This is a genomic window from Microbulbifer bruguierae (genome assembly GCF_029869925.1).
In the GTDB taxonomy this organism is placed as follows: domain Bacteria; phylum Pseudomonadota; class Gammaproteobacteria; order Pseudomonadales; family Cellvibrionaceae; genus Microbulbifer; species Microbulbifer bruguierae.
In genome coordinates, this window is the sequence record NZ_CP118605.1 from 2513495 (window position 1) to 2539836 (window position 26342).

18 protein-coding genes are annotated in these 26342 nt (G+C 57.2%); 7 read left to right on the top strand and 11 right to left on the bottom strand.

The features are described 5' to 3' along the window. From PVT68_RS10475 to PVT68_RS10485, 3 genes are read left to right on the top strand one after another with little or no spacing between them, the layout of a single operon-like run. Entirely contained in the window at positions 1-717 is a 717-nt protein-coding gene (locus PVT68_RS10475) for an Nmad2 family putative nucleotide modification protein (protein WP_280317804.1), read from the top strand. Continuing rightward, a complete protein-coding gene (locus tag PVT68_RS10480; protein WP_280317805.1) occupies positions 702-1556 on the top strand; it encodes an Nmad3 family putative nucleotide modification protein in 855 nt (284 codons plus the stop codon). Before PVT68_RS10475 ends, PVT68_RS10480 begins: the two co-directional genes overlap by 16 nt. A 13-nt stretch (positions 1557-1569) precedes the next feature. Continuing rightward, a complete protein-coding gene (locus tag PVT68_RS10485) occupies positions 1570-2508 on the top strand; it encodes a restriction endonuclease (protein WP_280317807.1) in 939 nt (312 codons plus the stop codon). Between the two features lie 33 nt (positions 2509-2541). Here PVT68_RS10485 and PVT68_RS10490 read toward each other — a convergent pair whose 3' ends face one another. The 11 genes from PVT68_RS10490 to PVT68_RS10540 all read right to left on the bottom strand — a co-directional run bounded on the left by PVT68_RS10490 (position 2542) and on the right by PVT68_RS10540 (position 17821). Beyond that, a complete protein-coding gene (locus PVT68_RS10490; RefSeq protein WP_280317809.1) occupies positions 2542-5772 on the bottom strand; it encodes a type I restriction endonuclease subunit R in 3231 nt (1076 codons plus the stop codon). Positions 5773-5783: 11 nt separating this feature from the next. Next, positions 5784-6437, bottom strand: a complete 654-nt coding sequence (locus PVT68_RS10495; RefSeq protein ID WP_280317811.1) for a DUF6933 domain-containing protein — start codon at positions 6435-6437, stop codon at positions 5784-5786. Then, positions 6434-8941: a glycosyltransferase family 2 protein gene (locus PVT68_RS10500; protein ID WP_280317812.1), complete on the bottom strand. Its 2508-nt coding sequence runs from the start codon at positions 8939-8941 to the stop codon at positions 6434-6436. The genes PVT68_RS10495 and PVT68_RS10500 overlap by 4 nt, the downstream gene beginning before the upstream one ends. Then, positions 8938-9666: a hypothetical protein gene (locus PVT68_RS10505; RefSeq protein WP_280317814.1), complete on the bottom strand. Its 729-nt coding sequence runs from the start codon at positions 9664-9666 to the stop codon at positions 8938-8940. Before PVT68_RS10505 ends, PVT68_RS10500 begins: the two co-directional genes overlap by 4 nt. Beyond that, on the bottom strand, positions 9663-11180 hold the full coding sequence (locus PVT68_RS10510; RefSeq protein WP_280317816.1) for an asparagine synthetase B family protein: 1518 nt from the start codon (positions 11178-11180) through the stop codon (positions 9663-9665). Before PVT68_RS10510 ends, PVT68_RS10505 begins: the two co-directional genes overlap by 4 nt. Beyond that, a complete protein-coding gene (locus PVT68_RS10515; RefSeq protein ID WP_280317818.1) occupies positions 11168-12010 on the bottom strand; it encodes a M20/M25/M40 family metallo-hydrolase in 843 nt (280 codons plus the stop codon). The genes PVT68_RS10510 and PVT68_RS10515 overlap by 13 nt, the downstream gene beginning before the upstream one ends. Beyond that, positions 11988-13208 carry a TIGR00725 family protein gene (locus PVT68_RS10520; protein ID WP_280317820.1) on the bottom strand — a complete coding sequence of 407 codons (1221 nt, stop codon included), beginning with the start codon at positions 13206-13208 and terminating at the stop codon, positions 11988-11990. Before PVT68_RS10520 ends, PVT68_RS10515 begins: the two co-directional genes overlap by 23 nt. A 58-nt stretch (positions 13209-13266) precedes the next feature. After that, positions 13267-13521: a hypothetical protein gene (locus tag PVT68_RS10525; RefSeq protein WP_280317822.1), complete on the bottom strand. Its 255-nt coding sequence runs from the start codon at positions 13519-13521 to the stop codon at positions 13267-13269. A 4-nt stretch (positions 13522-13525) separates the two neighbouring features. After that, positions 13526-14923, bottom strand: coding sequence for a restriction endonuclease subunit S (locus PVT68_RS10530; RefSeq protein WP_280317824.1), 1398 nt, complete (start codon positions 14921-14923; stop codon positions 13526-13528). Further along, positions 14913-16529 (bottom strand): type I restriction-modification system subunit M, encoded by a 1617-nt coding sequence (locus PVT68_RS10535; protein WP_280317825.1) that lies wholly within the window; start codon positions 16527-16529, stop codon positions 14913-14915. The genes PVT68_RS10530 and PVT68_RS10535 overlap by 11 nt, the downstream gene beginning before the upstream one ends. Before the next feature lie 269 nt (positions 16530-16798). Next, positions 16799-17821 carry a zinc-binding dehydrogenase gene (locus PVT68_RS10540; RefSeq protein ID WP_280317826.1) on the bottom strand — a complete coding sequence of 341 codons (1023 nt, stop codon included), beginning with the start codon at positions 17819-17821 and terminating at the stop codon, positions 16799-16801. Positions 17822-18072: 251 nt separating this feature from the next. Between PVT68_RS10540 and PVT68_RS10545 the strand changes: the two genes are divergently transcribed. The 4 genes from PVT68_RS10545 to PVT68_RS10560 all read left to right on the top strand — a co-directional run bounded on the left by PVT68_RS10545 (position 18073) and on the right by PVT68_RS10560 (position 26307). After that, positions 18073-19758, top strand: coding sequence for a VRR-NUC domain-containing protein (locus PVT68_RS10545; protein WP_280317828.1), 1686 nt, complete (start codon positions 18073-18075; stop codon positions 19756-19758). Next, complete coding sequence (locus PVT68_RS10550; protein ID WP_280317830.1) at positions 19755-22307, top strand: ATP-dependent DNA helicase; 2553 nt, start codon at positions 19755-19757, stop codon at positions 22305-22307. Before PVT68_RS10545 ends, PVT68_RS10550 begins: the two co-directional genes overlap by 4 nt. Before the next feature lie 57 nt (positions 22308-22364). Continuing rightward, on the top strand, positions 22365-23165 hold the full coding sequence (locus PVT68_RS10555) for a CLCA_X family protein (protein WP_280317832.1): 801 nt from the start codon (positions 22365-22367) through the stop codon (positions 23163-23165). Between the two features lie 196 nt (positions 23166-23361). Beyond that, the gene (locus tag PVT68_RS10560) at positions 23362-26307 is read left to right on the top strand and encodes a M16 family metallopeptidase (RefSeq protein WP_280317834.1); all 2946 of its coding nucleotides are present in this window, start codon (positions 23362-23364) and stop codon (positions 26305-26307) included. Positions 26308-26342 lie beyond the last annotated feature (35 nt).

A 26342-nucleotide genomic window follows, 5' to 3' on the forward strand; every position in this document is an offset into this window, starting at 1 on the left:
ATGCGGCTCTTCAGTTATAAACAGACCCACGATACAGGCTTTGCCCCCAATCCATTTGGCTTAACGCTGACACTGGCGACTTGTAAACCATTAATCCGTAAGCACAAGCATGTCGGAGACTGGATTGCAGGCTTTACTTCGATCGAGCTCTCGGGAACGGCGGTAGGCGAAGAACGATTGATTTACTTGATGCGAGTGGGAGAAAAGTTAGCCATTGCTGATTATTTCCACGACCCACGTTTTGCAGACAAAATCCCACAACTTGGTCGCAGGGGCGCCGAATACAAGGCAGGCGATAACATCTATCGCCCCCTTGGGCCTGGAGCGGTATTACCGGAACAGTTCGAACAGCTGGAAAACCCCAATCATTGGGCGGGCAACGGCCCCAGCCAATTTGATTTACTACGAGATCTCTCTGGTCGATCTGTATTGATCGCGGATGAATTTTACTATTTCGGCCGCAATGCAATCGCCCTACCCTTTGATGTAAGACCGGCGGTTCCACGAGGGCAGTCAGGTGCCGGCAAACTTTCCAGTGAAGCGCTGGCACAACGCTGCGTAGATTACATCCGCAAGCACTATAAGCCGGGACGACATGGAGTCCCCCATCAATGGCCCGAAGACACCAATAGCTGCGGTATAAAATCCTGCAGCGCGGCCAAGCCAGTCTCTCCACAAAAACCAAGAGCATCACGAGCGACATGCGGCTCATCTTAAGCCGTAAGGGCTTCGACTCTTCCGCGGGCGGCTGCCCCAGCCCAATACTGCCCGACGGCCGTTTGTGCAGCCTGCCCATTCCCGATAAGCAGTCACCCTGGCGTTATTGCGATATCACTGTGAATGGAGAAAACGCGGGTAAACTGGTTACTGATTTAACCGGCGAGGCCAAGCGCGCCGGTCATTTCGCTCATATCGACCCGGATGTGGATCGCAGAGCGCTACCGCGCGATGCCAACTGGCGCGGTCTGCTGGGGCAGGACAGCACGGCACAGGCGCACCTGCGCAACCAGGGGGTAACGGTCGGCGACCTGTTTCTGTTCTTTGGACTCTTCCGGCCCGTTGAAGACGCCGATGGCCGCTGGCAGTTTATAAAAGCCGAACCAGCCCGCCATATTATCTGGGGATGGTTACAGGTGGGCGCGGTGTATTCGGTGTCCAAGCTTGCTCCAGCGGCCCTACCCTGGGCGCGCTACCACCCCCATTTTTCCGGCGAGCGTGGCCCGCTCAATACCCTCTATGAAGCGAGCCAGGAACTATCGCTGCCCAATGGCAATCGGCCCGAAGTGAGCGGCTACGGCATCTTCAACCACTACCAGCCAGCGCGACAGCTCAGCGCGCAAGAAAGTCGCAAACCGAGCCAGTGGCGCTTGCCCCAGGCTTTTTATCCACCCTCAATGGAAGCCGCGTTAACCTATCACCAGAAGCCGGAACGCTGGCAATTGGAAGAAAATCACTGCCGGTTAAATTCCGCGGCACGCGGACAAGAATTTGTATTGGATACCGAAAAGTACCCAGAGATACACCCGTGGCTAGCGTCACTATTTACCAACGAATAATCATCAATAGACTATGACGATTCCAAAATACGATGAAATCATCCCCCATGCGCTGCGCTACCTAGCGGAGCATGGCGAGACCCGTTACCGCGATCTTGAACAACCGCTTGCTGCTTATTTCGGGCTCACACAGGAAGAGTTGGAAAAGCCCTACGCGTCTGGCAACGGCACCGTTTTCTTGGACCGTATCTCCTGGGCGCTGAGCTATCTCAATATGGCCAACCTGGTGGAAAAGCCGGGGCGCGGCATCTACAAGGCGGCGCCGGCCGCAGAGTCTTATCTTGAAGACGACATGGCGTTGCGCACCTTTGTACGGCAAAAGGCCGCGGAGCACACTGCGAGGAAGCAGCGCGAGCGCGAGCAAGGTGAAGTGAGCGACGCAGGCCCCATGCTTACCGAGTCGGCCGAGCACCTCACGCCGCTAGACACCCTCAACGCCGCCTTTGACGCCATCCGCACGGAAACACTGGAAAACATTCTGGATACCATCCTCTCCAAGTCACCCTATGAGCTGGAGAAGTTGGTGGTGAAGTTACTGGGACGTATGGGTTACGGCGGCCAGATCAAGGATTCCGGACAGGTCACCCAGGCGAGTAATGACGGCGGTATCGACGGCATTATCAAAGAGGACGTGCTCGGCTTTGGCCGCGTGCATATTCAAGTAAAACGCTACGCCCGTGATAACAGCGTGGGGCGTGAAGATATTCAGGGCTTTGTCGGCGCGCTGGCGGTGGCGCAATCTAACAAGGGCGTGTTTATTACCACGTCCCGATTCACTAGCGGTGCCAAGGAATATGCCCGCAGCCTTAACGGCAGCACTCATGTGGTGCTAATCGATGGGATGGAATTGGCCCGCTATATCTACGATTACGGGCTGGGCATGCAGGTGGAACAGGTGATCGAACTGAAAAAACTGGACGCCGATTTCTGGGATGAAATGAAAGACGCCTAATAAGGCGTCTTCATCCAGCGGAAATGGAACAACTCAAATCGCTCCAGCGCGATCGCCCTGGTAGCGCTTGAAGTTCTCCGCCTGCTCGAAGATTTCCTTGTACACCTCATCGCGATCCACCGGCGGGTAGCCGTGTTTCGCCAGCACCAGAATCAGGCCGACCTTCAGTTCGGCCTTGATGTCGTCGCGCTGGCTCCAATCGGTGTACTTGGACTTGTCATCCACCACGTCCTTCACCGCTTTGGATAACTCCAGCAGCTTTTCTTCCGGATAGCTGAAATCGTATTTGACCGCGAGCTTTTTCAGGATGTCGTAAAAGGCTTTCTCTTCCAGATCAATGCCGAGATCGCTGAAGGATTCTTTCTCCCGCTTGAGTGCCTGGATCAGGTCAATAATCTCATCGGAGAAATCTTCCAGCACCTCACTCACCAGCACATCGTCTTCCTTGCGCTCGTTGTAGTGATCCACCAGCTGGCGGAACTTCTCCGAGAAATCCATGCCCTTGGTCTTGTTGATCTTCTTGAAATCCTCGATCGCCTTGGCCAACAGCTTCTGCAGCAATTTGATCTTGGTATTCGGCAGTTTGATTTTTTCGATCTTGGCCAGGTAGTCGTCGGCAAAGATATCCGTCTCGCCGGCGTCGTCTTCGCCCAGCTTGAAGATCTCCTCAACCCCGTCGGCCTTCAGCGCCTCGGCGATCATCTCGCGCACGCGGGCATTCATCTGCGCCACATCCGGGGCATCGCCCTTGGTGAGCTTGAATACGATCGAGCGTACCGCCAGGTAAAAGTGAATCAGGTCGCGCTCAGCCTGGCTGACCGCTTCTGAGCCACAGCAGATGTCATAGGCGGCCTTGAGACGCTTCACCAGCGCCATAAAGCGCTTTTCTATCTTGTCGGTGAGCTGCACATACTCGGCGGCCATGTTCAGGCAGTTGAGCTGCTCCAGCGGGCTGCCGGTGAAGTAGGGCTTGCTGTCGAATTTGTGGAAAATCTTGTTCAGCAGGTCCAGGTGATCCTTGACCACGATCACCGACTGGGCGATCTCCTCGATATTCTGCTGGTCGGCCTTGTTGTAGTGGGCCAGGGCCAGGTTCATCTGCTTCTTGATGCCAATGTAGTCCACCACCAGACCATTATCCTTGCCCTCGTACTTGCGGTTTACGCGGGAGATGGTCTGGATCAGGTTATGGCGCTGGATGGGCTTGTCGATATAGATGGTATCCAGGAAGGGCACATCGAAGCCGGTGAGCCACATATCCACCACAATGGCGATCTTGAAGTTGGATTTGGGGTTCTTGAACTGGCGGTCCAGCTCCTTGCGGTACTCTTTGGTACCCAGCATCTCGTAGAGCGTATTGTCGTCGTCCTTGCCCCGGGTCATGATCATCTTGATCCGCGCCATGGGCTTGATCTCTTTGCGCTCCCTGTCGGTGAGCTCCACGCCCTCTTCCGCTGCCAGCACGGCATTCCACGCGGGCCGCAGCGCGATCACCTCTTGCCAGAAACGATAGGCGATCTCGCGGCTGCTGCACACGAACATCGCCTTGCCCTTGATGGTGGCGCCTTCTTGCAGGCGCTGCTCGTAGTGGTGCACGAAGTCGCTGGCCAGCGCCTTGATGCGATCCGGGTCGCCGAGGATCGCATTCATATTGGCGCTGGCCTTCTTGCTCTCCTCGATCTGGTAGTCGCTGGTGCCGGCTTCCGCGCACTCGGCGTAGTAGTCCTCGATCTCCTTGAGCTTGTCGTTGTCCAGCATCACCTTGGCGGCGCGGCCCTCGTAGACGATGCGCACGGTGATCTCGTCCTTCACCGACTCGGTCATGGTGTAGCTGTCCACCACCTCGCCGAACACATCCAGGGTGGCGTCGATGGGGGTACCGGTGAAGCCTACATAGGTGGCGTTAGGCAGGGAGTCGTGCAGGTACTTGGCGAAGCCGTAGGTGCGCTTCACGCCCTTGTCGGTCACGCGCACCTTCTGGTCCAGGTTGATCTGGCTGCGGTGGGCCTCGTCACTGATACAGATCACATTGGCGCGCTCGGTCAGCAGCTCGGTGTCTTCGGTGAACTTGTGAATGGTGGTCAGGAACACCCCGCCGCTATTGCGGCCTTTCAGCAGTTGCCGCAGGTGTTCGCGGCTCTCCGCGCTCACCACATGCTGGTCGCCGATATAGCCCTTGGCGTTGGTGAACTGGCCGGAGAGCTGGTCATCCAAATCCGTGCGATCGGTAATCAGCACGATGGTGGGGCTGGCGAACTCCACGCTCTTCATCAACAGGCGCGTGAGGAACAGCATGGTGAAGCTCTTGCCGCAGCCGGTGGCGCCGAAGTAGGTGCCGCCCTTGCCGTCGCCGTCCGGTTTGCGGTGCCGCAGGATGTTCTGGTACAGCCGGGTGGCGGCGTAGAACTGCGGGTAGCGGCAGACGATCTTGTCTTCGCGCTTGGACACATCCGGGAAGTAGACAAAATGCCGGATCACCTCGCGCAGGCGCGCCTTGTCGAACAGCCCCTCGAGCATGGTGTGCAGCGCGTTGATGCCGTCCTGCTCGATGGTTTCGTCGCCGGTGACCTTGCGCCAGGTGTAGAAGAAATCGTAGGGCGCAAATAGCGAACCCATGCGTGAGTTGACGCCGTCACTGATCACGCACAGGGCGTTGTATTTCATCAGCTCGGGAATATCGCGCGCGTAGCGGGTGGTGAGCTGCTTCCAGGCATCATAGATGGTGGCGTTTTCGCGGATCGCGCTCTTGAATTCAAACACCACCAGCGGCAGGCCGTTGATATACAGGATGGCATCGGGAATGCGCTTTTCTCTCCCCTCGATTTCCAGCTGGTCAACGACCCGGTAGATATTGCGCTCACCGTAGCCGCGTAGCTTTTCCGCCACCAGCGTTTCCACCTCGCCCTCGGCGGGCATGCGCTGCTCCGGCAGGCCCGCGTAGTCGATGAGCTGGATGTACAGGTCTTTTTGGCTGCGGTCTTCGCGCTTCAGCAGAAAGCCATCCGCGACGCGCTTGTGGATGGTCTTGTTGCTGTCGTACAGATCGGCGGCGGGCAGCCGTTCCAGTTCGGTGATGACCGCCTCGATTTCTACCGGGGTGATCTTGTCCTCGGCGTAACGCAGGCCGAGAAAGCGGCGCAGGTCGTCCTTGATCAACACCTCGCTGGGCGATCGCTGCAGCTGGCCACCCGGGGTATTGGGAAAACCCTGCCGGTCCAGCATGGCAATGATCGCCTGCTCCAATTTGGCCTCGGTAAAGCTCATTTCCATTCGCCTTATTTATTCTTTTTGCGAAATTCCAACAAGTTGACGATATTGCCCGGCAGTACGGTTTCCCGTTGTAGTACCGGCACAGGACTTTGTATTGCGCGGGGCAGCCCATCCAGCAATTGCAGAAACGCTTTTACCGGCCAGACAGCGTTTTTGCGGCCTTTGACGGTGCACGGGCGGTCGGCCAGCCACGCCGCCAAACGGTGTCCGGTAATCTCGGCCACATGAACACCATGGTGATATAGGCTGTATTCGGCATCCTGCGCCATCTGATTCATAGTGCCTTGCACCGAACGGTCACAGTCACTGTCGAAACTCAGCCGTGACAGGTGTGCTGCGACTGTATCCAGCTGCACCTGGCTGGCGTTGCATTTCAATAGAGTATTCATCAGCGCATCCCCAAACCACCAATCCAGCTCCGCGAGATCGGGCTTGGTCAGCGCCGGGATAAACAGGGGAAAACGGGTTTCATCGTGCACAAGCAGCACGCAGTTACGCCTCTGAATGGTCAAAAAATTCGCGTGCCAGCCGCTCAGGGGGCTGACATCAGCGCCCGCTGATTCCGCCAGGTGCTGGCTGCGGGGCAACAACGGTAAATGGCCATCATCGTCGATAATCAGCTTTGCCAGAAGTTTTTTAGTGCCATGGACGATGATCATACGAACTCTGCGGCTTCAGCCGGTGTTATATCCGTTACGGAACCAACTGGGCGTGCGCCATTGATAACTGACCACAACTTATAACCATTTAGAGCATATATTGCACCACTGGATACCGCTCTGGCGAAAATTTGGTCGATTTGACGTATCTGAGACGCCACATCGTAGCTTCCGGTGATTTCCCTGACCTTTTCGATTTGCTCTAGCACTTTTCCGTTCAGATGATCAAGGCGAAAGTCTTCCAATGCCGTTTTCGCCACTTTTATGACCTGGCTATGAAGATTTGCAGAATGGTTCATCAACCGCTCATTCTGCGTCAACAAATTGCATAGTTGGAGGATCAGCTGATCAGCCCGGAGGTGGTTAATGGTAATCCTCTCCAGGTAGTCTTCCACCATTCGGGAAAACCGGTCCTGAATGCTCCGCTTACTGGAAAACTTCCCATCGCAGAATTCTTCAAACACTCGGTAAAAACACAAGCCAATTATATCGTCCGCCAATTTTGTCGCACTGATTTCACCAGGGCCATTCTGCATCCTTCGATGGTGGCGCAGGGGGAGAGAGACCTCTTCGATCTTGACCCCCATGTTTTTTACCATATGAATTGCCGTTATAAAATCGCTGCGCCTAACCTGCGTCGATACTTCACCCCGGTCGATTGTTGGTGATAGATTGGGAGCTTCGACAAGCAGTGACAAATTTCGATACAACGCTATACCGCCACGCCTGTGGCTGTTACGGCCAGTGTTAGCGTTCCAGGCTTCTGCTGACGCCAGTAGAGGCCGGGTAATATTCGCCTGCTCATTTAGATATTGAATATCCGTGAGAAACGCACTAAAAATCTCTGCGACTTTATGCCCATCCGACAACGATACTGGCTGCCACGCAACTGGTCGCTCAAGGTGATCATAACGGGCAGAGGAAAAATCGTAGTAATAATCATCCCCACCGCTCACCTCTTTGAGCGAGCGAACATTCGAAGCGTAATTTGTGTCGGGATCAAGACGAACGAAATTTAGCAGTGAATAGTAAAGGTCCAGCAACTGTGTACGCAATGAACTGTAGAACGGCAGGGCCGGCGCATCCGAATAGGGCGACACAATAATATCTGCATCGCAATTTTTAATTAGCCAGCTGAGCTTACCAAGAAAATTTAATTTTTTACTTTCTAGAGCACCATTCTCTATGCTTAGGGATTCGAACTGTAGATCATCATCGAGAATTAATACCCTGCAGTCCGGCCCTTGTGATTTCGCTTCTTCCCAGCAAAAAAAATGAAGCAGACTTCTAGAGAACGCTATTGATTTCCGACTAATTGCGTTGAGCTCAAACACCGAGTGGTAAGGAAAACGAGAATAATGCCTTTTCTGTTCAGCAAGATCTAAAATACGAACAGAGAAATTTTTCGGAGAAACTGCCTGCAAGGCAAATTTGATTGCCTCTTCACGATCACCATTGGTCAACAATAAATAATGACACTGGCCGACGAACTTCGGCTCTTGCTGAATTTGTCGTTCCAGGGAGGATAGCTGGTTTTTGACGTTGCGTGCACAAGACGAGGCCACACCAATCACTAACTTTACCGGCGGTTCATCTTCATAGGTTCGGTAGTGCGCAACGTCATGGGCGGTTTCTTTAACACTCTGCCTTCGGTAGCCAAATAGGCGTTCAGCCCGCTTTAGCGAGGCTTCGTGGATCGACGTATCCATACGTGATGCGTATTTATCATAGAAAAGGTCCAGCCCCTTGTGCTTGCCCGCCTGACACCGAGTGACCCGCTCACCAGTGTGCGCATGGTGACGGAGCAACGGTCGCGTATTGACCAGAATATTCTGGCCACGTGACTCACTGACTTCCAGAATACGAATCGCGAAGTCCCGATCCTGGGTGCTGGGCATGGATTCGTCATATCCACCAGCCCGCCAAAAAGTTTCAGCATCAATGAATGTGTTACTGCCCTGCCAACCGGGGTTGCCAATAAAAAATTCATCCAGCGTCAAATGTTCTGGCAGCAGGTGGATGGGTCGGTCCTGGCCAAATTCGTAACGGTGAAATGCGGAGACCACAGCCACAGCATAGAAATCCTCCTCGGCCAACCGCTGACAGCAGCTGGCCAGGTACTGGGGATACCATTCATCATCGTCATCGAGAATAGCGAAATAGAGCGGATTGTCAGCAGGGCGATTTTGCCAGGCTGCCATAGCACCGCTATTCCAGGCGCCACTGCCTGAACGCCCCCGTGTTCGTGAATTTCGGATTACCTCGGTTTTGTACCAGTGGTCCGGCACGCCGTGCGGGAATTTTGTCGAAAAGAATGTGTCCCGGAGCCTTTTTACCCGCCGCCTAATCGACAGATATTCCTCCTGGCAAGCATTATCATCTACGACATAGATACGCCAAGGAATCACATTTTCCTGTGCATACACCGATCTAAGCGACCGCTCAATCAACAAATCAGTACGCCGCATTGAAGTTGCGATAATCACGGCAATGGATACGCTCATAATGCATGCTCCACGTTCCCACGCACAGATCCCAGCCTACCTTCCGATAGCCCGCAATCATCCAAATCCAGGCCAAAATAGTTGCGCAACGCTGACAACTGACTGGAGAGGCTCGTGAAGCGGAGACTACGCGTCGCCTTATGATCGGAGAAAATTCGCAATTCATCCCCTTTAAGAAACAGAAATTTGTCACCAATAACCTGGGCATATCTCAGCCCGGCACTGAACGGATAGTTCATCTCCCCGCTAAAGCGCCGTGCAATTGCCGTGATTACCGCCGATTCCGGCTCCAGCCTTAGCGGTATACTCTGCGACAGGGTTTCGCTCCCCGGCTTGAGTTGATATACATCCAGGAACGCATCGCGGAGCCGAGTTTGAAATACAATGCCGAAAGCCCGATAGCGAACTTCTCGAGCCGCGGGAAACAGGCGAATACTCGGCCAAGCGTTGCCAACATCTGCGTAATAGACGCCGTCATCCAGCTCCAAGGCCAGCACACGATGGCACAACTGATGATTTATCCACGCATTATGCAGCCTTGCACTGACACCAGCGCTCTGTAGCCGTGCCTGGAACGCCAGCACCTTGTCGGAGCAGGTCCCCCCTTCGAGCGCGCAAGAAGGGCCGCATAACCCCAAATAAAGGAGATTGTGGAAAGGCGTGGCCCGAAACTCGTCCAGCATCAGTTGTTCGATTTCATGAATTGAAAGAGCGCCCTTGTTCATTTGTGATCCACCCCGCGCCGATCGATGAGTTCGTCAAAAACGGGGTAGGCGGAAAAATAGGGATGGGTTTCAAAATTCCGGCCATCGAAACTCGCCAAAAAGTGGTGGCGCCAGATTAGGCGCAGAGCTTCCCGTTCCGTGCAACCGTTCCTGCGCAGGTGCCGAACCACCAATGCGCGCATACCGCTACCGACATCACACGAGGTTTTGCGGCGCAAAACTATCTGCTCTGGCAACAGCTCTTTGACGGCTTCACGCAATACAATTTTATTGTTACGGCTGTCCTCACTCCGTCGATAGAGGTCGTCATAGTCCAGCGCTAATGCCCAGTTATAGAGGTCGCGATCGAGAAATGGACAACGCGTCTCTATGGCATGGGCCATACCGGTTAGGTCAATGCGGCGAAGCTCGGTACTGCGCAAGTTAGCCAGCAACTGTTCACGAGTTTCCCGCCAGGGATCGGTATTGCGGTAGTGATGATAGCCACCAAACAATTCATCGGCCCCTTCGCCCGACAGAACCACCTTCAAACCATCTTCGCGCGCGGCCTCTGCGAGCAGGTAAGTACAGAGGCCATTGCTGATAACGGAAGGGTTGTAACTTTCGGCGACGTAGACCAGCTGGTGAATTAGCTGTGACAGCGCATTACCAGTCGGAAGGGTCAAGTAGCGCACGTTCGTAAGCTTGAGGTGATCGACCAATAGCCGCGCGTGGTCATGGTCCGCAGCGCCCGGTGCACTCAGGCAATAATAGCGTGCGTCGGGACGTCGGTGATGAACGAGAGCCGCGATCGCTGAACTATCCAGCCCTCCACTCAGAAAGACACCGACGGGCTCACCAGCTGCCGGCAGGCGCTTTTCAACAGCCAAGGCCAGCAAAGTACGCAGCGCGCTGGCTTTGCTATTGGAGGCCGGTGATTGCGGACTTGGAAGGTTTGTTTTCGCCTCGCACTCCGGCTCCATTGCGGAGAGATTTGTGCAGTGACCGTTTTCAAGATTGATTTCACTCACGCCGGATGGCAACGCCGTAAAATCATCGACGCGGTCAAGCGCCTTCAATTCGCTGGTGATAAACCGTTCCGAGCCGGAGCGACCCCAAAATAGCGGCTTTTTGCCCATGGCATCGCGCAATACAAGCAGGCGCTGCGCACGCTCGTCTACCACGACTCCGGCAAAAAAACCGTCCAGGTTTTCCAGGGCTGCCACGCCCAGCTTATCCAGCATGGCCGGCACCACATGGCAGTCGTTGCTCGACGCGAGCTTCAGCTGGTAGCGCTCGCGTAACTCGGCCGCGTTATAGATTTCGCCATTGATCGCCGCGACATAACTGCCGGAGCGGTAGGGCTGCTGTCCGGCAGGAGATTTATCATTGATCGCCAGCCTGGCAAATCCCAGGCTCAGTGCACCGCTGTGCCAGTGGTACTGGGCATCGGGGCCGCGGTGGGCAATGCGTTGCAGGCACGCCGGAAGTCGTTCGGCTGCACGAGGACCATGCAGTAATACTAGGCCGCACATGGTGCCTCTACTTGTGCGACTCGATGCCTGCACCAGGTCAAAAAGCGGTCGAACAACGGGAAATATTGTTCCAGCAATTCCACACTGATGGATTCATTGTCGCGGTGTATACGTGCCGAGTAATCGTTGGGTCCAAATCCCAGATAGAGGCTGCCATCGGGCAGGTTTTCGATCAGTGGGCAGGGGCCGAATTTAGACAGGGTGCGGGTCTCTATGCGCGCTTTGCCATCGAACAACACACTGTTGAGCGAACAGGCCAATGTCTCGCGCTCGCTAGCGGATAGCGCTGCGCCGTGCTGGAATATGAGTGGCGCACCATCGCGATAGTAGCCGGTCTCCTCCACGCACAGGCAGTTTTTCAAAGGGGCCAGTTCCGCCGGAAATAACGCGTGGGCCAGGGGCGCACCGACTTCCTCTTCGCCCTGAATCAGCCAGAGCATATTGGGTAACGCCTCTCCTCGCGCGATGCGGGCCTCGATCACCGAAAGCCTGGCCAGCAGTACCGCCTTGTTGTCGGCAACGCCGCGCCCCCACAGGCGGCCATCCCGCTGCGTCAATTGAAACGGCGGCGAGTGCCAATCCTCCTGCGGCCGTATCCGCTCCACGTCATAATGGTTGTACAGGATCAGGGGCGCCCCATCGGAATCCCCAAACCTTGCCACCAGCAACGGCTGATCAGTGCGCGCCACTCCCTTTACTTGCACATCAAACCCCAGCCGCAGCAGGCGCATGCGCAGATAATGCACGGCGGCGCGATTGGCCTGTTCGTCGCCGGCAACGGTGGGCAGTGCGACAAAATCGGTTAACTCATCCAGGTACGGCGTCAGCACGGGTTACCTCTGCGTAAAACTGATCAAACCGGCTCGCCAGTTCTGATGCGCTGTGCGCAACACCCTCGCAGGCGGCAATACCGTCAAAATCATCGTGGTCATTGGTGTAGCGACACATACGCTTGAAATCCGCATGCGCGCTGTAATACACGGTCAGAAACGCGCGTTTACACATGCTGAGAAACAGTGCATGGCTATACGGCATCAAATCGCGGCCGATATCGATGCACACCAAGCGATTGTCGTCAGTGCAGCGAAAGTTCTCCGCCTTCACATTGCTCAGACAACAGCCAGCGGCACGCATGGCGCGCAGGAAAGCCACCATCGGCTGCCTCTGGCCGCCCGTGTAGGCGTGCGAGGCAAAGTCCGGGTAGTGGACAACCAGATAATCTCCCAGATGCACTTCGAACAACGGTACCGGGGCAACGGTCGCCTGAGACTGTACAAGGGTCTGCGCGATGCCGCTCAGGTGCGTAAACAGCAGTATGGTGAAATCGGTAGGATGGAAAATCTTGCAGATGCGCTGACCGCATCGAAACACCGTGCCCTCGGAGCCATACCCGAGAAGTTCTGGCGCACCGATGTTCCGGGCATCGGCAAACGTGGCCTGCAGGTAATCGCGCTGTTCCGCCTGCTTAACCGCGCTGGCCGCTATCCCCCGATAAGCCGGCAGGTTGCGGCCGTGCAGGTGCCGTAAAAAGCGACTTAACGCGTCCATATCCGGGCATAGGGCGATGGCTTCCTCGCGGCGCTCGTCCAGCGCCAATGTTTGCAGGCGGGTATGCCAGCCCTCGCCGCCCACACAGGCTATGGGTTTGCGCATCTGCCAGGCGAGTGCAATCTCGGACAGCGTGCCGGAACCACCATCCAGGGCAATGACGCCATCACAGGCTGCCATCAATACCGCATTGCGCGCAACGCCCAAGCCGGTGGGCAGTGCGATATCGATGTAGGGATTGGCTTCGGCTTTGTTGTAGGAAGGCAGTACGCCGATCACGTCGCCGGGCTGGTGCCGGGCCGAGCTGCGGGCCCCGCGCGCCGCCTGCTCCATTACGCCGCCCATGCCGCCACTGATCAGCCGGTAACCGCTGTCGATCAGCAGCTTGCCCACGTCAAAAGCGAGCATCCGCTGTACCTCGCTCAGCTGATTGCTGGCCGACCCCACCACGGCGATCTGCATGCGCTGATTACGACTCAAATTATCCATCCGGCTACATCACTTCGGCCAGTTGCCGTTTGGCTTAATAAATACATTTTTAATGAATTGATTGTGATGACTGGTTAAAACCAGTGGTGGGCAGCCGTTCCAGTTCGGTGATCACCGCCTCGATTTCCGCGGGGGTGATCTTGTCCTCGGCGTAGCGCCCGGCGAGAAAGCGGCGCAGGTCGTCCTTGATCAATACCTCGGTGGGCGCACGTTGCAACTGGCCGCCGGGCGTGTTCGGAAAGCCCCGCTGTTCCAGAAGGGCAATGATCGCTTTCTCCAACTTTTCTTCCGTGAATTTGGACATAGGCTTATATCACCTCGGCAAGCTGGTGTTCGGCTTCGGGGACTTGAAGCTGGCCAGAAAGCAATTTTGGAAGCAAAGAATCCCGAAGTGCAGTTAGAGTCATTACATTTGAGTTGCGACCGAAAATACTTTTAGTAAAGGGAGATACATTTTTTTCGAACTGGAAAAGAATTTGTTCACCCGGATTTAACGTTGGAACCGACTCAATATGACCTTTTGTCACCGCTTCTCTAGATGCGCCCGCATTTTGGCCCATCAGGTAGCTCTTAGTTTTTCCATTTAAGAGATGAAGATGCAGATACTTGGAGGGAACCCCAGTAATGGGCCTAACAATTGCAACGTGCTGATTAACCCTTGCCGGCAGAGCATCGGGGGTAACGATACAAGTTCTCAAAATAGAAGCACCAGTTATATTGAGAAGGACATCGCCTTCTTCTAGAGTAACTCCTTTAAGCTGCTTTGCTGCTTCATTATTGATATGAGCTAATCCATCCCAGGTAAATTCGGAGTCATATACATTCTGGCTTCGAATTAAAGATACACCGTCTTTTACGTATACTTGGCTACCACCTCGAGGGGTAGAACCACTACCAATTTTTGAAGTCAGAGAGCGTAGCGAAACGACCTCCCATGCTTCTGGCACCCAGCCCATTTCTTCAGAAAATACAAAACTGCTGGGAAACAGCCGCTGAATCTCGGCCGGCAGGGGCTGCGCGGAGGTGCTGGCGCCGCTGCGCATTTCTTGTCTGGCGCGCGCTCTGGCTTGCAGGGCGTCGGGGATGGGATTGCCGGCGGCCAGGGCGTTGTCGATAACCGGATCAAAATCCATAAACCAGCTTTTAAACAGCGCCTGGGCCATGGACTCCAGGGTGGAATTGATTTGGCGATTGAGCTCGATTTTGTCATCGAGAGCTGCGAGTATTTGGGCAATAGCTTTCTGCTCTCCTAGCGGAGGGAACGGAAAAATTAAATCCAATAAATTGCCCACTTTTATACTTGGCTGTGCAGCGCCAATATTTAGGTTCATCAGGGATGGGCGATTCAACTTAAGCAGGTAATAAAGGTATTTATTGTCGTGTTCTTCATTACAACGCAATCCAATTGTGTTCTGAATTATTACACACCTACAACTTGGGGTAATGCCGACTTGACCATATCCGTTGCCGACCAGCGTAACTAACACATCGTCTTCTTTAATATGCTTTCTGATAAACGAGTTGTATGTATCCTCATCAATAAATCTGCGAACATCATTTATGTTGATTCGCCAATCACTAGTGATCAAATAGTTATCTATAACTGGTATCCCTGTTTCAGCATATGCCTTAGGGTTCTTGCCTCGGTTATCAGCTACGAACTCGACGACATCACCCAGTCGGAGTTCCTGCCACTCACTTTCCATAGCCCAACCCCACCAGATTCTGCTTAATCATCGCATCTAGCTGCTCGGCCTCCGCTATCTGCCGGTACAGGGTTTGGGTCAGTTCGCGCATCTTTTCTTCAAACAGCTCGCCATCGTCTTCCACTTCGGCGGCGCCCACATAGCGGCCGGGGGTCAGCACATAGTCGTTGGCTGCGATATCTTCGAGCGTGGCGACCTTGCAGAAGCCGGGAATATCCCGGTAGTCGCCGTCTTTGGCTTCGCCGCGCCAGGCGTGGTAGGTGCGGGCGATCTCGGCGATATCGTCCACGGTCAGCTCCTTATGGATACGGCTGATCATGCTGCCCATATTGCGCGCGTCGATAAACAGCGTCTCGCCCTCGCGGTTGCGGTGGTTGCTGCCTTCGTGGCCGGGGATGACTGCGGCCTTTTTATTTTTGGTGATAAACCACAGACACACCGGAATTGTAGTGGTGTAGAAAAGCTGGCCGGGCAGCGCGATCATGCAGTCCACCAGGTCGTTCTCAATAATCTTCTTGCGGATTTCCCCTTCGCCCTTGGTTTTGGTGCTCATGGAACCGTTGGCCAGCACAAAGCCGGCGACACCGTTCTCGCTGAGCTTGCTGATCATATGCAGGATCCAGCCGTAGTTGGCGTTGCCGGTGGGCGGCACCTCGTAACCGGCCCAGCGCGGGTCGTCGGTGAGTTCGTCGGGGCCCCGCCACTCCTTCAGGTTGAACGGCGGGTTGGCCATGATGAAGTCGGCCTTGAGGTCCGGGTGCTGGTCCTTGAAGAAGGTGTCGGCGGGCACCTCGCCCAGGTTGGCGCTGATGCCGCGAATGGCCAGGTTCATCTTCGCCAGCTTGTAGGTGGTGCTGGTCTGCTCCTGGCCGTAGATGGAGATGTCTTTCTTGTTACCCTGGTGGTTCTCCACGAACTTCACCGACTGCACGAACATGCCGCCGCTGCCACAGCAGGGGTCGTAGATCTTGCCGTGGTAGGGCTCGATCATTTCCGCCAGCAGGTTGACCACGCACTTGGGGGTATAGAACTCGCCGCCGCCCTTGCCTTCGGTAGCGGCGAAGTTGCCGAGGAAGTATTCGTACACGCGGCCGACGATGTCCACCTCGCTCGCCGCGCCGCCCTCCTGCTCCACCACCGTGTCGATATTGTTGATGGAGTCGATCAGCGCGGCCAGTTTGCTGCCATCCAGCCCCAGGCGGGAGAAGTAGTTATCCGGCAGCGCGCCCTTGAGCGCCTTGTTGTTCTTCTCCACCGTGTAGAGGGCGGTGTCGATCTTGATGGCGATATCGTCCTGCTTGGCGTTCTGGGCGATGTAGTCCCAGCGCGATTCCGCCGGCAGGTAGAAGACGTTCTTCATGGTGTAGAACTCCACCATGTCCACATAGTCGCCCTGCCCCTCGGCAATCAGCTCGCGCTTGCGCTGCTCGAACTTGTCACTGATGAACTTGAGGAAGATCAGCGACAGCACCACGTGCTTGTATTCGGAGGATTCCACGCTGCCGCGCAGTTTGTCCGCGGTGTCCCACAGGGTTTGTTCGAAGGATTTTTGCTTCTTGGCGGCGGCTTTGGTGCCGGTAGCGCTGCCTTTGACTGCTTTGGCCATAGGTATCTCTGGCTGATTGTTCGGAAGACGTCTTGTATTGGTACTTTTGACTCATTGGTCACGCAAAGTCTGCGGCTGGCCACAACGGCCGAGCTTTGGTGTGGCCTTGTTCAACCCCAATACGTTAATTAGTACGCCAGATTACCAAAATGGGGCAGCAGCGGCGACACATCCGATACTGTTTAAGCCGTAGCCGGAGGAAGTGCTACAGGATGGGGTTACGCAGAGATTCATGGTACGCAGAGATAACGGCTTTCCACAGGTGAACCCTAAATTTCCAGCACAACCTTGCCCACCGACTGACCACTGCGCAGGCATTCGATTGCCTCGTGGGCTTCGGCAAAGGAGAACCTGTGACCTACGTGGGGAGACGGCAAGCCCAGTTGGGCGGTGCCGTTCAGCAGTTGATCGAACAGCGCCTGCTCATGCCACAACCAGATCAGGTTGAAAGCAAGCACGGATTTATTGCTGCTGATCATGTCCAGCACATCGTAACGGGGCCGCTTCATGTAGCGCCACGCGGCTTTGGACCAGTTGGGTCGGTTTCCGGGGGTAAATTCGGCGGCGCCGAAGACGACCAGGCGCCCCATGGGGGCGAGCGCGTTGAAGGATTGTAGCTGTACCTTGCCGCCGATTCCGTCGAGTACCGCGTGCAATGGCCGACCGGCGAGCTGGTGTTTTAACTGGGCGGGAAAATCCGGGCCGCGCAGGATAACTTCGTTAAAGCCCTGCTCCGCGAGAAACTCTTGTTTAGCCACCGTGCCCACCGTACCCACGGGCACCGCTCCCATCTGCCGCGCCATGCGCATGGCCTGCAGGCCGACGCCACCGGCAGCACTGTGGATCAACACGACCTGGCCCGGTTTCACCCCGCCGAGGTCGCCCAGCGCGTATAACGCGGTCAGGCTCTGTACGGGAAAGGCCGCGCCCTCGGCAAAGCACCAGCCCTCGGGCAGCTTGCGGCAGTGCTGCGGCAGTACGTCGAGGGTGTCTGCGTAGCTACCGAAGCGAGTGCAACCGTAAATTCTGTCGCCCACCTCGAGGTCCGTTTCCGCCTGTTCCCCCAGCGCGCTGACGATACCGGAAAATTCCAGCCCGGGCACAAAGCTGTCCTCCGGGGTTGCCGAGTAAAGCCCGGTCAGCGCAAAGATGTCGGCGAAGTTCAGACCCACCGCTTTGACGTCGATGCGAATCTTGTCCTCGTCCAGGGGCCGCAGCTCCTCCAGCACCGGTCGCAGATTGCTGATGGCTCCGGCTTTTTCCGTGCGCCAGACGCGCCGAGTCTGATTCATTCCCTGTTATCGCTCGTTCCTGGATGTGATTTGGATGTGATATGCAGCCGCAGAGAGTACCCATTGCATAGACTCACTGCCATAGCGCGAAAGAGCTATGGCCCACCGGTCGCGCCCGGGGTTTGTCCGCTCCACCCCCAATGCTGTATAACCATACAGCACCCAAAAGCGCTCCCGATGCCCTGGATCTCTAGTGCGAGTGCATCTAAATCTTCTTCTGCCATTTTTTATGCAAACACCTGACCAGTCTTATGACTTCTGTCGTTGAATTACCCGCAAACTATTACCTGAATAACTTCCTTTCGCTGATGGAGTTTGTGACGGAACGCTACGCAGCACTTCTATCACAGGAGGAGCGACAGTTTTGCGCGAGGTTTCACCGACTGGATAAGGACAGCCAGCAACTGTACGTGCGCCTGCTGTCACGCAAGGGGGTTCCCTCGCCGGCGGGAGCACTTTTTCGCCAGAGCAAGCTCGTTTACGTGGAGATTAGCGATCTGCCCGCCGCTGCGGCTCAACTGGTACAGGCCGGACTGCTGCAGCGTAACCCCGTGTTGTCGGTGGAAGCCCTGTTACCGCTGTTTACCAAGGCGGAGTTACTTGCCAGCAGCCAAACCCCACTGGCAAAAACACTTAAGCGCCCGGCACTGGAGCAGGCGCTGCTGGCGCAGGCCGGGGAAGCGGTCGCCGATCGCCTGCTGAGCGGTGAATCCCTGCTCGCTGTACAGGCAGCGGAATGTTTCGAGACCTTCAAACTGTGCTTTTTCGGCAACCTGAATCAGGATCTGACCGACTACGTGCTGCGGGATCTGGGGCTGTTGCGCTACGAGCGCTATCCCCTGGAGCGGGAACGGTTGCCGTTTCAACACCGCGCCCAGATCGAACAACACCTGCATTATTACCAGTGCCTGGCGGAAGCAGAAACGGCGATGCAGTCGGGAAGCGACGCCATTCAGCAGCTTGCAGCAAAACTTCCGCAAGCGAACGGCGAAGATGCGACCCTGGCGCGCAGGGTAGATCGCCTGCGCCTGCATCTGGCACGGCAGCTCGAGCGCCTCGACGCACTGGACGCGGCAGAACAGCTGTATGGCCAATGCACACGGCCGCCGGCGCGGGAGCGTCGCGCACGTATTGCGGTACAGCGCGGCGATACCGGCAGCGGCCTGGCGCTCTGCCGGGAAATCATGGCAACCCCCTGGGATGAGGCGGAGCAGGAATTCGCCGAGGGATTCGGCTACCGGACCGCCAAAGCCACGATTCACCGAACCGACTGGCCGGCGCCGGAAAAATACCGGCCACCGACCGAAACCGTTTCCCTGCAACCGGGACCCGAATGCGTCGAGCTGCAGGCCGCGTCCCATCTCGCACAGTCATCGGCAACCGGCGACGATATGCAGCCTCCTGCGCAGTGTTTCTATGTAGAAAACACCCTGTTCAACGGCGTACTCGGCCTGTATGTATGGGACATTGTGTTTGCGCCGATACCCGGTGCATTTTTCAATCCGTTTCAGATCGCACCCAGCGATTTTCGCACCGGGGACTTTTATCGCCAGCGCCGCACGGCGTTCGAGCAACGCCTGTCGGAATTGGATCGGCAGAGCCTGCAGCAACGGGTGTGGGAAAATTATCGGAACAAATCCGGTATCGCCAACCCCCTGGTGACCTGGGAAGCACTCCCGAAAACCCTGCTGGAAATGGCACTGGAAAGAATTTCCCCACAACACTGGCAACAGATTTTCCGTCGCCTGCTGGCGGATATCGGCAACCACCGCAGCGGTCTGCCGGATCTGATTCTGTTTCCCGCCGATGGCAGCTATGAACTGGTGGAAGTCAAAGGGCCCGGCGATCGCCTGCAACAGAACCAACAGCGCTGGCTGCGCTTCTTCGCCCGCCACCAAATCCCCCACCGTGTTGTGCATGTGGAGTGGCAGCCTTGAGCGAGGAAACAGCCCTGAGCGAACAAACAGCGCTGAGCGCAAAAACAGCCCTGAGCGCAAAGAAAGCCCTGCGGCTTTCCGTGGGCGAGCTGGTGGCCTTTGCCTGCCGCCGCGGTGATCTGATCGGCGATCGCACCCCCGGTCCCAGCGCCCAGGAGGGTATCCGCGCACACCAGAAACTGCAGAAAAAGCGCCCCCGCGGCAGTGAGGCGGAATTCAGCCTGGAAGTAAACCTTGTGTGCGATGGCTTGCCGGTTTCGCTCAGCGGGCGTGTGGATATCCTGCATCCAAAATCGGATCTGCACCGGCCGGCGCAGCTGGACGAAATCAAAACCACCTACTGCGCACCGGATTTATTGTCGCAGTCTGTACGTGACCTGCACTGGGCACAGCTGAAAATTTACGGCTTCTGCTATCTGCAGCAACAGCAGTATTTGGCTGTGCACGATTGCGACGGAAGCGTCGCGGAAGACGCTGTAACGCTGCAGATGTTGTGGCACAACCTCAAAGAGAAAAAAACCTATAGTGAGTCCACGCAGTACCAGCGGGATGAGCTGGAAACATTCACCCTCACCGCCCTGCGTGAATACGTGCAGTGGCACCGCCTGTGGCAACAGCATCGCACGCAGGTCCGGCAAACCTCCCGCACCCTCGCATTTCCCTTTGCGGATTATCGCCCCGGCCAGCGCGCGCTGGCAGTAGCCGCTTACCGCTGCCTGCGCGACGGTGGCGAACTGGCGGTGGAGGCACCTACGGGAATCGGCAAAACCGTCAGCACCCTGTTCCCGGCCATCAAGGCCTTGGCAGAAGCGCAGGTAGACCAGCTGGTTTATCTCACCGCAAAAAATTCCGGCCGCGAAGTGGTGCGCCAGACCGCACAGATGTTTCATCAACGTGGACTGCGACTGTCGCTGTTGGAAATCCAGGCGCGGGACAAGACCTGTGCCTGCAACCTCGGCCTGTGCAGCCGCGATGCGGATGGAATCTGCCCGCGCACGCGGGGGTTTTTCGACCGTCTGCCGCAAGCCCGCCGGCAGCTGCTGGGCAAACCGCTATTAACCGCCGAGGCAGTGGCGGAGGTGGCGGACAAGCTGCAACTGTGCCCCTTCGAGCTTTCTCTGCAGATGCTGCCCTGGGCGGATCTGGTGGTGTGCGATTTCAATTATGTATTCGATCCCCTGGTGCGTATGCAGCCGTTGCTGGATCAGAGCCGAAAACGCGCATTGCTGGTCGACGAAGCCCACAATCTCGGGGAGCGCGCACGCGCCATGTACAGCGCGGCACTGGAGCGCAGCAGCTGTCGTCGCGCCGCCGCTGACTGCAAAAGTACCCACCCCACCCTGCGACGCAGCATTCAGTCCCTGGTGCGGGCCCTGGAAAACTGGGCAGAGGCACAGTCGCAATCACATAACAGCAGGACGTTCGCACCAGGATCGAGCGGGGACGATCCGGCGGCGCAGCACTGGCTCGGCGATCCCTCTGTACCCGAGCAGCTTCCCGTTGCCGTCAGTCGCGCGGTGCACAAGGTACTGGCCGTCGTCAGTGCATTGTGGGAGCAATCGCGGCGGCCTCCGGAGGTTTTGGGAGACTGGCTGAAAAACCTGTTCCGCTATATCACGGTCGAGCAGTTACTGGGTAACCAGCATCGCTGCCTGACAAAAGTGCAAACCCGCGGTGACCGATGGCAGGAACAGCAGGTCCAATTACTGTGCCTGAACGCCGCGGACTTTCTGCAGCAAAGCTACCGGCAGTTTCACGCGGTGATCGCGTTTTCCGCCACTTTGCGGCCAGCGGCATTCATCTACCGGCAGTTGGGGCTGCAACAGCATTCACCACTGCTGACGTTACCGTCCCCGTTTCATCCAGCGCAGCAGGGCGTTTTTCTCTGCCCCTATGTGGATACCCGCTATCGTGCTCGAGATGCCGCGATCAGCGCACTGGTGGAGATGGTGACGCGGGTGTATGCAAGCCGGCCGGGCAATTATCTGGTGTTTTTCCCCTCCTACCGTTTCCTGCAGCGGGTGGCAGAGGAGTTTTCCCGGCGGCAACCACACATCGCGCTGGTACAGCAGACACCCGGTGCCAGCGAACGCGCCCGCAGCGAATTTTTACAGCACTTCAGCGACGGCCGGCACAGCCTGGGCTTTGCGATTATGGGCGGTGTATTTGGTGAAGGGGTGGACTACCGGGGTGAGCAATTGGTCGGAACCATCGTGGTGGGCGTGGGTCTGCCGCAGGTGAATGTAGAGCAGGAACTGTTGCGCCAGGCCTGGAGCAGCGATAACGAAACCGCCAGCGGCTTTGATATGGCCTACCGCTATCCCGGCCTGACCCGGGTGCTGCAGACCGCGGGACGGGTGATCCGCACCGAATCTGATCGCGGTGTGGTGGTGCTCGCGGACGCACGCTTTACCGAGCCATTTTATCGCGACCTTTTTCCCGCGCACTGGCAACCGCAGACCTGCGATAATGGCGAAGCACTGTCCCGACAACTCGCGCAGTTCTGGCAGGCGACCACAGACCAGGAAACAGAAAACGGACCCGGCTGATTTTTCACGGCTATTTTTTCGGATATTTTTCCACCGGTACCATTTTTTAAATCGACTATGGCACTCACACGCAATTTCTACCGCCGCAGTGCGCAGCAGCGCAGCCAGCAGAGCGTCACTTTCAGTGATGTGCGCAAACGCTTTGATTTCCGCTCCATCAGCATTGGTCGCTGGGTCACTGAGGCCGAGCGGGATCGCGCGGCAGGGCTGTTTTACGACGCGCTGGTAGACCTGATGACGATTCTGCAGGGACCGGAACTACTGGTGTCCCTGCGCGGCACCCTCGCATTCCAGTACGGCACCGGCGGCCGCCCCGGGGTTATGGCCCACTACGAACCCGCCAGCCGGACCTTCTCCCTGGCCAAGAATGCCGGCCCTGGCTCCATTGCTCACGAGTGGTTTCACGCCCTGGATCACTACCTCGCCGACAAGGCATTCAGTGATGTCTCTGGCCATATGTTTGCCTCCGAAGCCTGGCTGCGGGACGCCACCCCCAATCCACACCCGATCAACGACCGCCTGTTTGCCTGCTTCAGCGCGGTCATGCTGGACAAGTCCGGGGACAATCCCAGCGAGATGTTCCGCATCTCCCGGGAAGTCGACAAAGCCAATCGCTGTGTCTATTTCGCCGATCCGGCGGAAATGTGCGCGCGCGCGTTCGAGGCATTCGTGCAGGATGCCAGTATCAGCAACAACTTTCTGGTGGCGGGCACCAAGGCCAGCGACGAGGCGAAACTCGGGCTCTATCCCACCGGCGCCCATCGCCAGCGCATCAACTGCGCTTTCGCTGAATACTTTGCCTGCCTGGGCAGATCCCTGCGCGCAAACCTACAGCGCGAACGTGAAACATCCGGCTGAATACGCCATCCGGCACATTCCCGAGGTTTGTCGCGCGCGCGACGCCGAATACAACTCGCCGGTTTTTCCCTGTGTTAGCATCCGTTCACTCTGCGTCGCGGCGGGAGCGCATTTCCAGCGTTCTATTTCACCACGTCATTGCAGAACTTCATTCCAGCAGTTTATTCCAGAACAAAAGGGAGAACCCTCACCCACCATGTACCGGACAAAATTCACGCTTATCATTACCGCCCTGCTGCTTGTGGCCTGTGGCAAGGACCCGGCCGCACCCTCGGCGCAGTCGGCCCCGGACACACTGCCGGAGGGAGTCACCCTGGTGGAAGCCTTTGACGGTGACGGCGCGGAGATCGCCATCCCCTACAGCAAGTACCGCCTGAACAACGGCCTTACCGTGGTGCTGCACGAGGACCGCTCGGATCCGCTGGTACATGTGGATGTGACCTACCATGTGGGCTCCAGCCGCGAGGATGCGGGCCGCTCCGGCTTTGCGCATTTCTTTGAGCACATGATGTTCCAGGGCTCGGTGAACGTTGCCGACGAGGAACACTTCAAGATCATTCAGGAATCCGGCGGTACCCTCAACGGCACCACCAATACCGACCGCACCAACTATTTCGAGACGGTACCGGCCAACCAGCTGGAAACCGTGCTGTGGCTGGAAGCGGATCGCATGGGGGTATTCCTGGATGCGGTGACCGAGGAAAAATTCGAGGTCCAGCGCGAGACGGTGAAAAACGAGCGCGGCCAGCGGGTGGACAACCGTCCCTACGGGCGCGCCCTCGAGACTCTCGCCGCCAGTACCTACCCGGACGGCCACCCCTATTCCTGGCCGACCATCGGCTGGCTGGAAGATCTGGACCGCGCAGACCTCAATGACCTGAAGCGCTTCTTCCTGCGCTGGTACGGCCCCAACAATGCGGTGCTGACCATTGGCGGTGATATCGATGCGGCCCAGACCCTGGCGTGGGTGGCGAAATATTTCGGCTCCATTCCCGCCGGTCCCGAGGTCGAGAACCAGCCCAAGCAACCGGCCAAACTCGACGCCGACCGCTATGTGACCCTGGAGGACAATATCCACCTGCCGGCGCTGGCGGTGATGATCCCCACGGTTTACAGCACACACGAAGACGAGCCAGCGCTCGACGCGGCGGCGCAGATCCTCGGCCAGGGTCAGGATTCCATGCTCTACCAGAGTCTGGTGCAGACCGGTCGCGCGGTACAGGCCAGCGTTTCCCATTCCTGTCGGGAACTGGCCTGTGAAATGTGGTTTATCGTGATCCAGAATCCCGCCTCCGGCGAAACCCTGGCAGAAATGGAAAAGGCCGTGCGCGAGACCCTGAACGCGTTCGCCAAGCGCGGGGTGAGCGAGGACGACCTGGTCAAGTTCAAGGCCGGTTATGAGTCTTCCCGGGTATTCGGTCTGCAGTCCGTCTCCGGCAAGGTATCCACCCTGGCTGCATTCGAAACCTTTACCGGCAGTCCCAAGGGCATCGACAAGGAAATCCGTGACTATCTGGCGGTCGAGACCGCCGATGTAACCCGGGTGTTCGAGCAGTACATCGCCGGCAAACCGGCAACGCTGCTGAGTGTGGTTCCCAACGGCAAACCGGAGCTGGCAGCGGCACCGCAGAACTACCAGTGGCAGCGCACCGTTCCGGAAAGCTACGGCGATGACGACAAGGCCCTGGCCCTGCGTCCGGTCAGCGACAGTTTCGATCGCAGTGTGCGTCCCACCCCGGGAGTAAACCCCCAGGTAGAGCTGCCCAGCATCTGGGACGGCAAACTGGAAAATGGCGTGCGCCTGCTGGCGGTGCAAAACGCGGAAACCCCGACGGTTACCGTGCGCGCGGTGTTCGACATCGGTCAGCGGGATGAGCCCCGTGGCAAAGCCGGCCTGACGTCCCTGTTGACCTCACTGATGGGCGAAGCCACCAGCGAGCGCAGTGCGGCGGAATTTGCCGAGGCCCTGAACCGCCTGGGTGCCTCCATCAGTATCTCTCCGGGTCAATACGAAACCACCGTTACCCTGAATGTACTGACCAAGCACCTGGACCAGGCCATGCCGCTGATGCTTGAGCGCATTCTCAAGCCCAAGTTCACCGAGGAAGATTTTGCCCGTATCAAGCAGCAGACCATCGAAGGCCTGCAACAGGACCGCAAGACCCCTCAGGGCCTGGCGACCCGCGCCCTGGGCGCCGTGATGCGCGGTCCCGAGCACCCGCTCAGCTTCCCGGTGAGCGGACTGCCGGGCACGGTGGAAAACATCACCCTCGACGATATCAAGGGTTACTACAAGGCTCACTTCCCCGCGCACCTTGGCGGTGTCACCGTCAGCACCAGCCTGCCACACGACGCAACCATCAAGGCGCTGAATGGCCTGGCAACCCTGAAGGTGACACAGGCAGCGCGCCCCGCCATCGCATTTACCGCGCCGGCAATAAAAGAGCGCACCGTGTATATCGTCAATAAAGACGGCGCGGCCCAATCCAGCCTGCGCACCAGCCAGCACGGCCTGCCCTATGACGCCCTCGGCGACTACTACCTCGCTTACCTGGGTAACTTCCCGCTGGGCGGTAACTTCAACAGCCGCATCAACCTGAACCTGCGTGAAGACAAGGGCTACACCTACGGTGCCCGCACCTACCTGCAGGGTGGTCCGGAAGACGGCACCTACAGCTTTGGTTCCGAAGTGAAGAAAGAAGCTACGGCAGATGCGCTCAAGGAAGTGCTGCAGGAACTGGAAGCCTACGACCGCGACGGTATGACCCAGGCGGAGTTTGACTACCTGCGCTCTGCCATTGGCCAGCAGGAAGCACTCAGCTACGAAACCCCCGGTGCCAAGCTCGGCCTGCTGAGCAACATCCTGCGCTATGACCTGCCGTTGGACTACCGCAGCCAGCAGAACGCCATTCTGCAGGAGACCGACCGCGATACCGTCAACAAGGTGATCCGCGGCCTGCTCAATCCACAGCAACAGGCAATCGTCATCGTCGGTGATGAAGCCAGCATCCGCGGGAACATCGAGGCCCTCGGCATGCCGGTAGTGGAGCTGGATGAAGATGGTTACGTGAAAGTGAAGGAAGCGAAGGAAGCAAAGGAAGGTGAAGAAGCGGCTGCGGCCGCGGAATCTGCCGGCCGTTAAACCAGGTTGGTTTACACTCTGACTTACACACCGAC

Excerpts from the sequence above, each read along its gene's own strand:
- PVT68_RS10480 (WP_280317805.1), top strand. The coding sequence starts at position 702 with ATGCGGCTCATCTTAAGCCGTAAGGGCTTCGACTCTTCCGCGGGCGGC.
- PVT68_RS10490 (WP_280317809.1), bottom strand. The coding sequence starts at position 5,772 with ATGAGCTTTACCGAGGCCAAATTGGAGCAGGCGATCATTGCCATGCTG.
- PVT68_RS10555 (WP_280317832.1), top strand. The coding sequence starts at position 22,365 with ATGGCACTCACACGCAATTTCTACCGCCGCAGTGCGCAGCAGCGCAGC.
- PVT68_RS10525 (WP_280317822.1), bottom strand. The coding sequence starts at position 13,521 with ATGTCCAAATTCACGGAAGAAAAGTTGGAGAAAGCGATCATTGCCCTT.
- PVT68_RS10505 (WP_280317814.1), bottom strand. The coding sequence starts at position 9,666 with ATGAACAAGGGCGCTCTTTCAATTCATGAAATCGAACAACTGATGCTG.
- PVT68_RS10495 (WP_280317811.1), bottom strand. The coding sequence starts at position 6,437 with ATGATCATCGTCCATGGCACTAAAAAACTTCTGGCAAAGCTGATTATC.
- PVT68_RS10485 (WP_280317807.1), top strand. The coding sequence starts at position 1,570 with ATGACGATTCCAAAATACGATGAAATCATCCCCCATGCGCTGCGCTAC.
- PVT68_RS10545 (WP_280317828.1), top strand. The coding sequence starts at position 18,073 with ATGACTTCTGTCGTTGAATTACCCGCAAACTATTACCTGAATAACTTC.
- PVT68_RS10560 (WP_280317834.1), top strand. The coding sequence starts at position 23,362 with ATGTACCGGACAAAATTCACGCTTATCATTACCGCCCTGCTGCTTGTG.
- PVT68_RS10510 (WP_280317816.1), bottom strand. The coding sequence starts at position 11,180 with ATGTGCGGCCTAGTATTACTGCATGGTCCTCGTGCAGCCGAACGACTT.
- PVT68_RS10530 (WP_280317824.1), bottom strand. The coding sequence starts at position 14,923 with ATGGAAAGTGAGTGGCAGGAACTCCGACTGGGTGATGTCGTCGAGTTC.
- PVT68_RS10535 (WP_280317825.1), bottom strand. The coding sequence starts at position 16,529 with ATGGCCAAAGCAGTCAAAGGCAGCGCTACCGGCACCAAAGCCGCCGCC.
- PVT68_RS10500 (WP_280317812.1), bottom strand. The coding sequence starts at position 8,941 with ATGAGCGTATCCATTGCCGTGATTATCGCAACTTCAATGCGGCGTACT.
- PVT68_RS10475 (WP_280317804.1), top strand. The coding sequence starts at position 1 with ATGCGGCTCTTCAGTTATAAACAGACCCACGATACAGGCTTTGCCCCC.
- PVT68_RS10540 (WP_280317826.1), bottom strand. The coding sequence starts at position 17,821 with ATGAATCAGACTCGGCGCGTCTGGCGCACGGAAAAAGCCGGAGCCATC.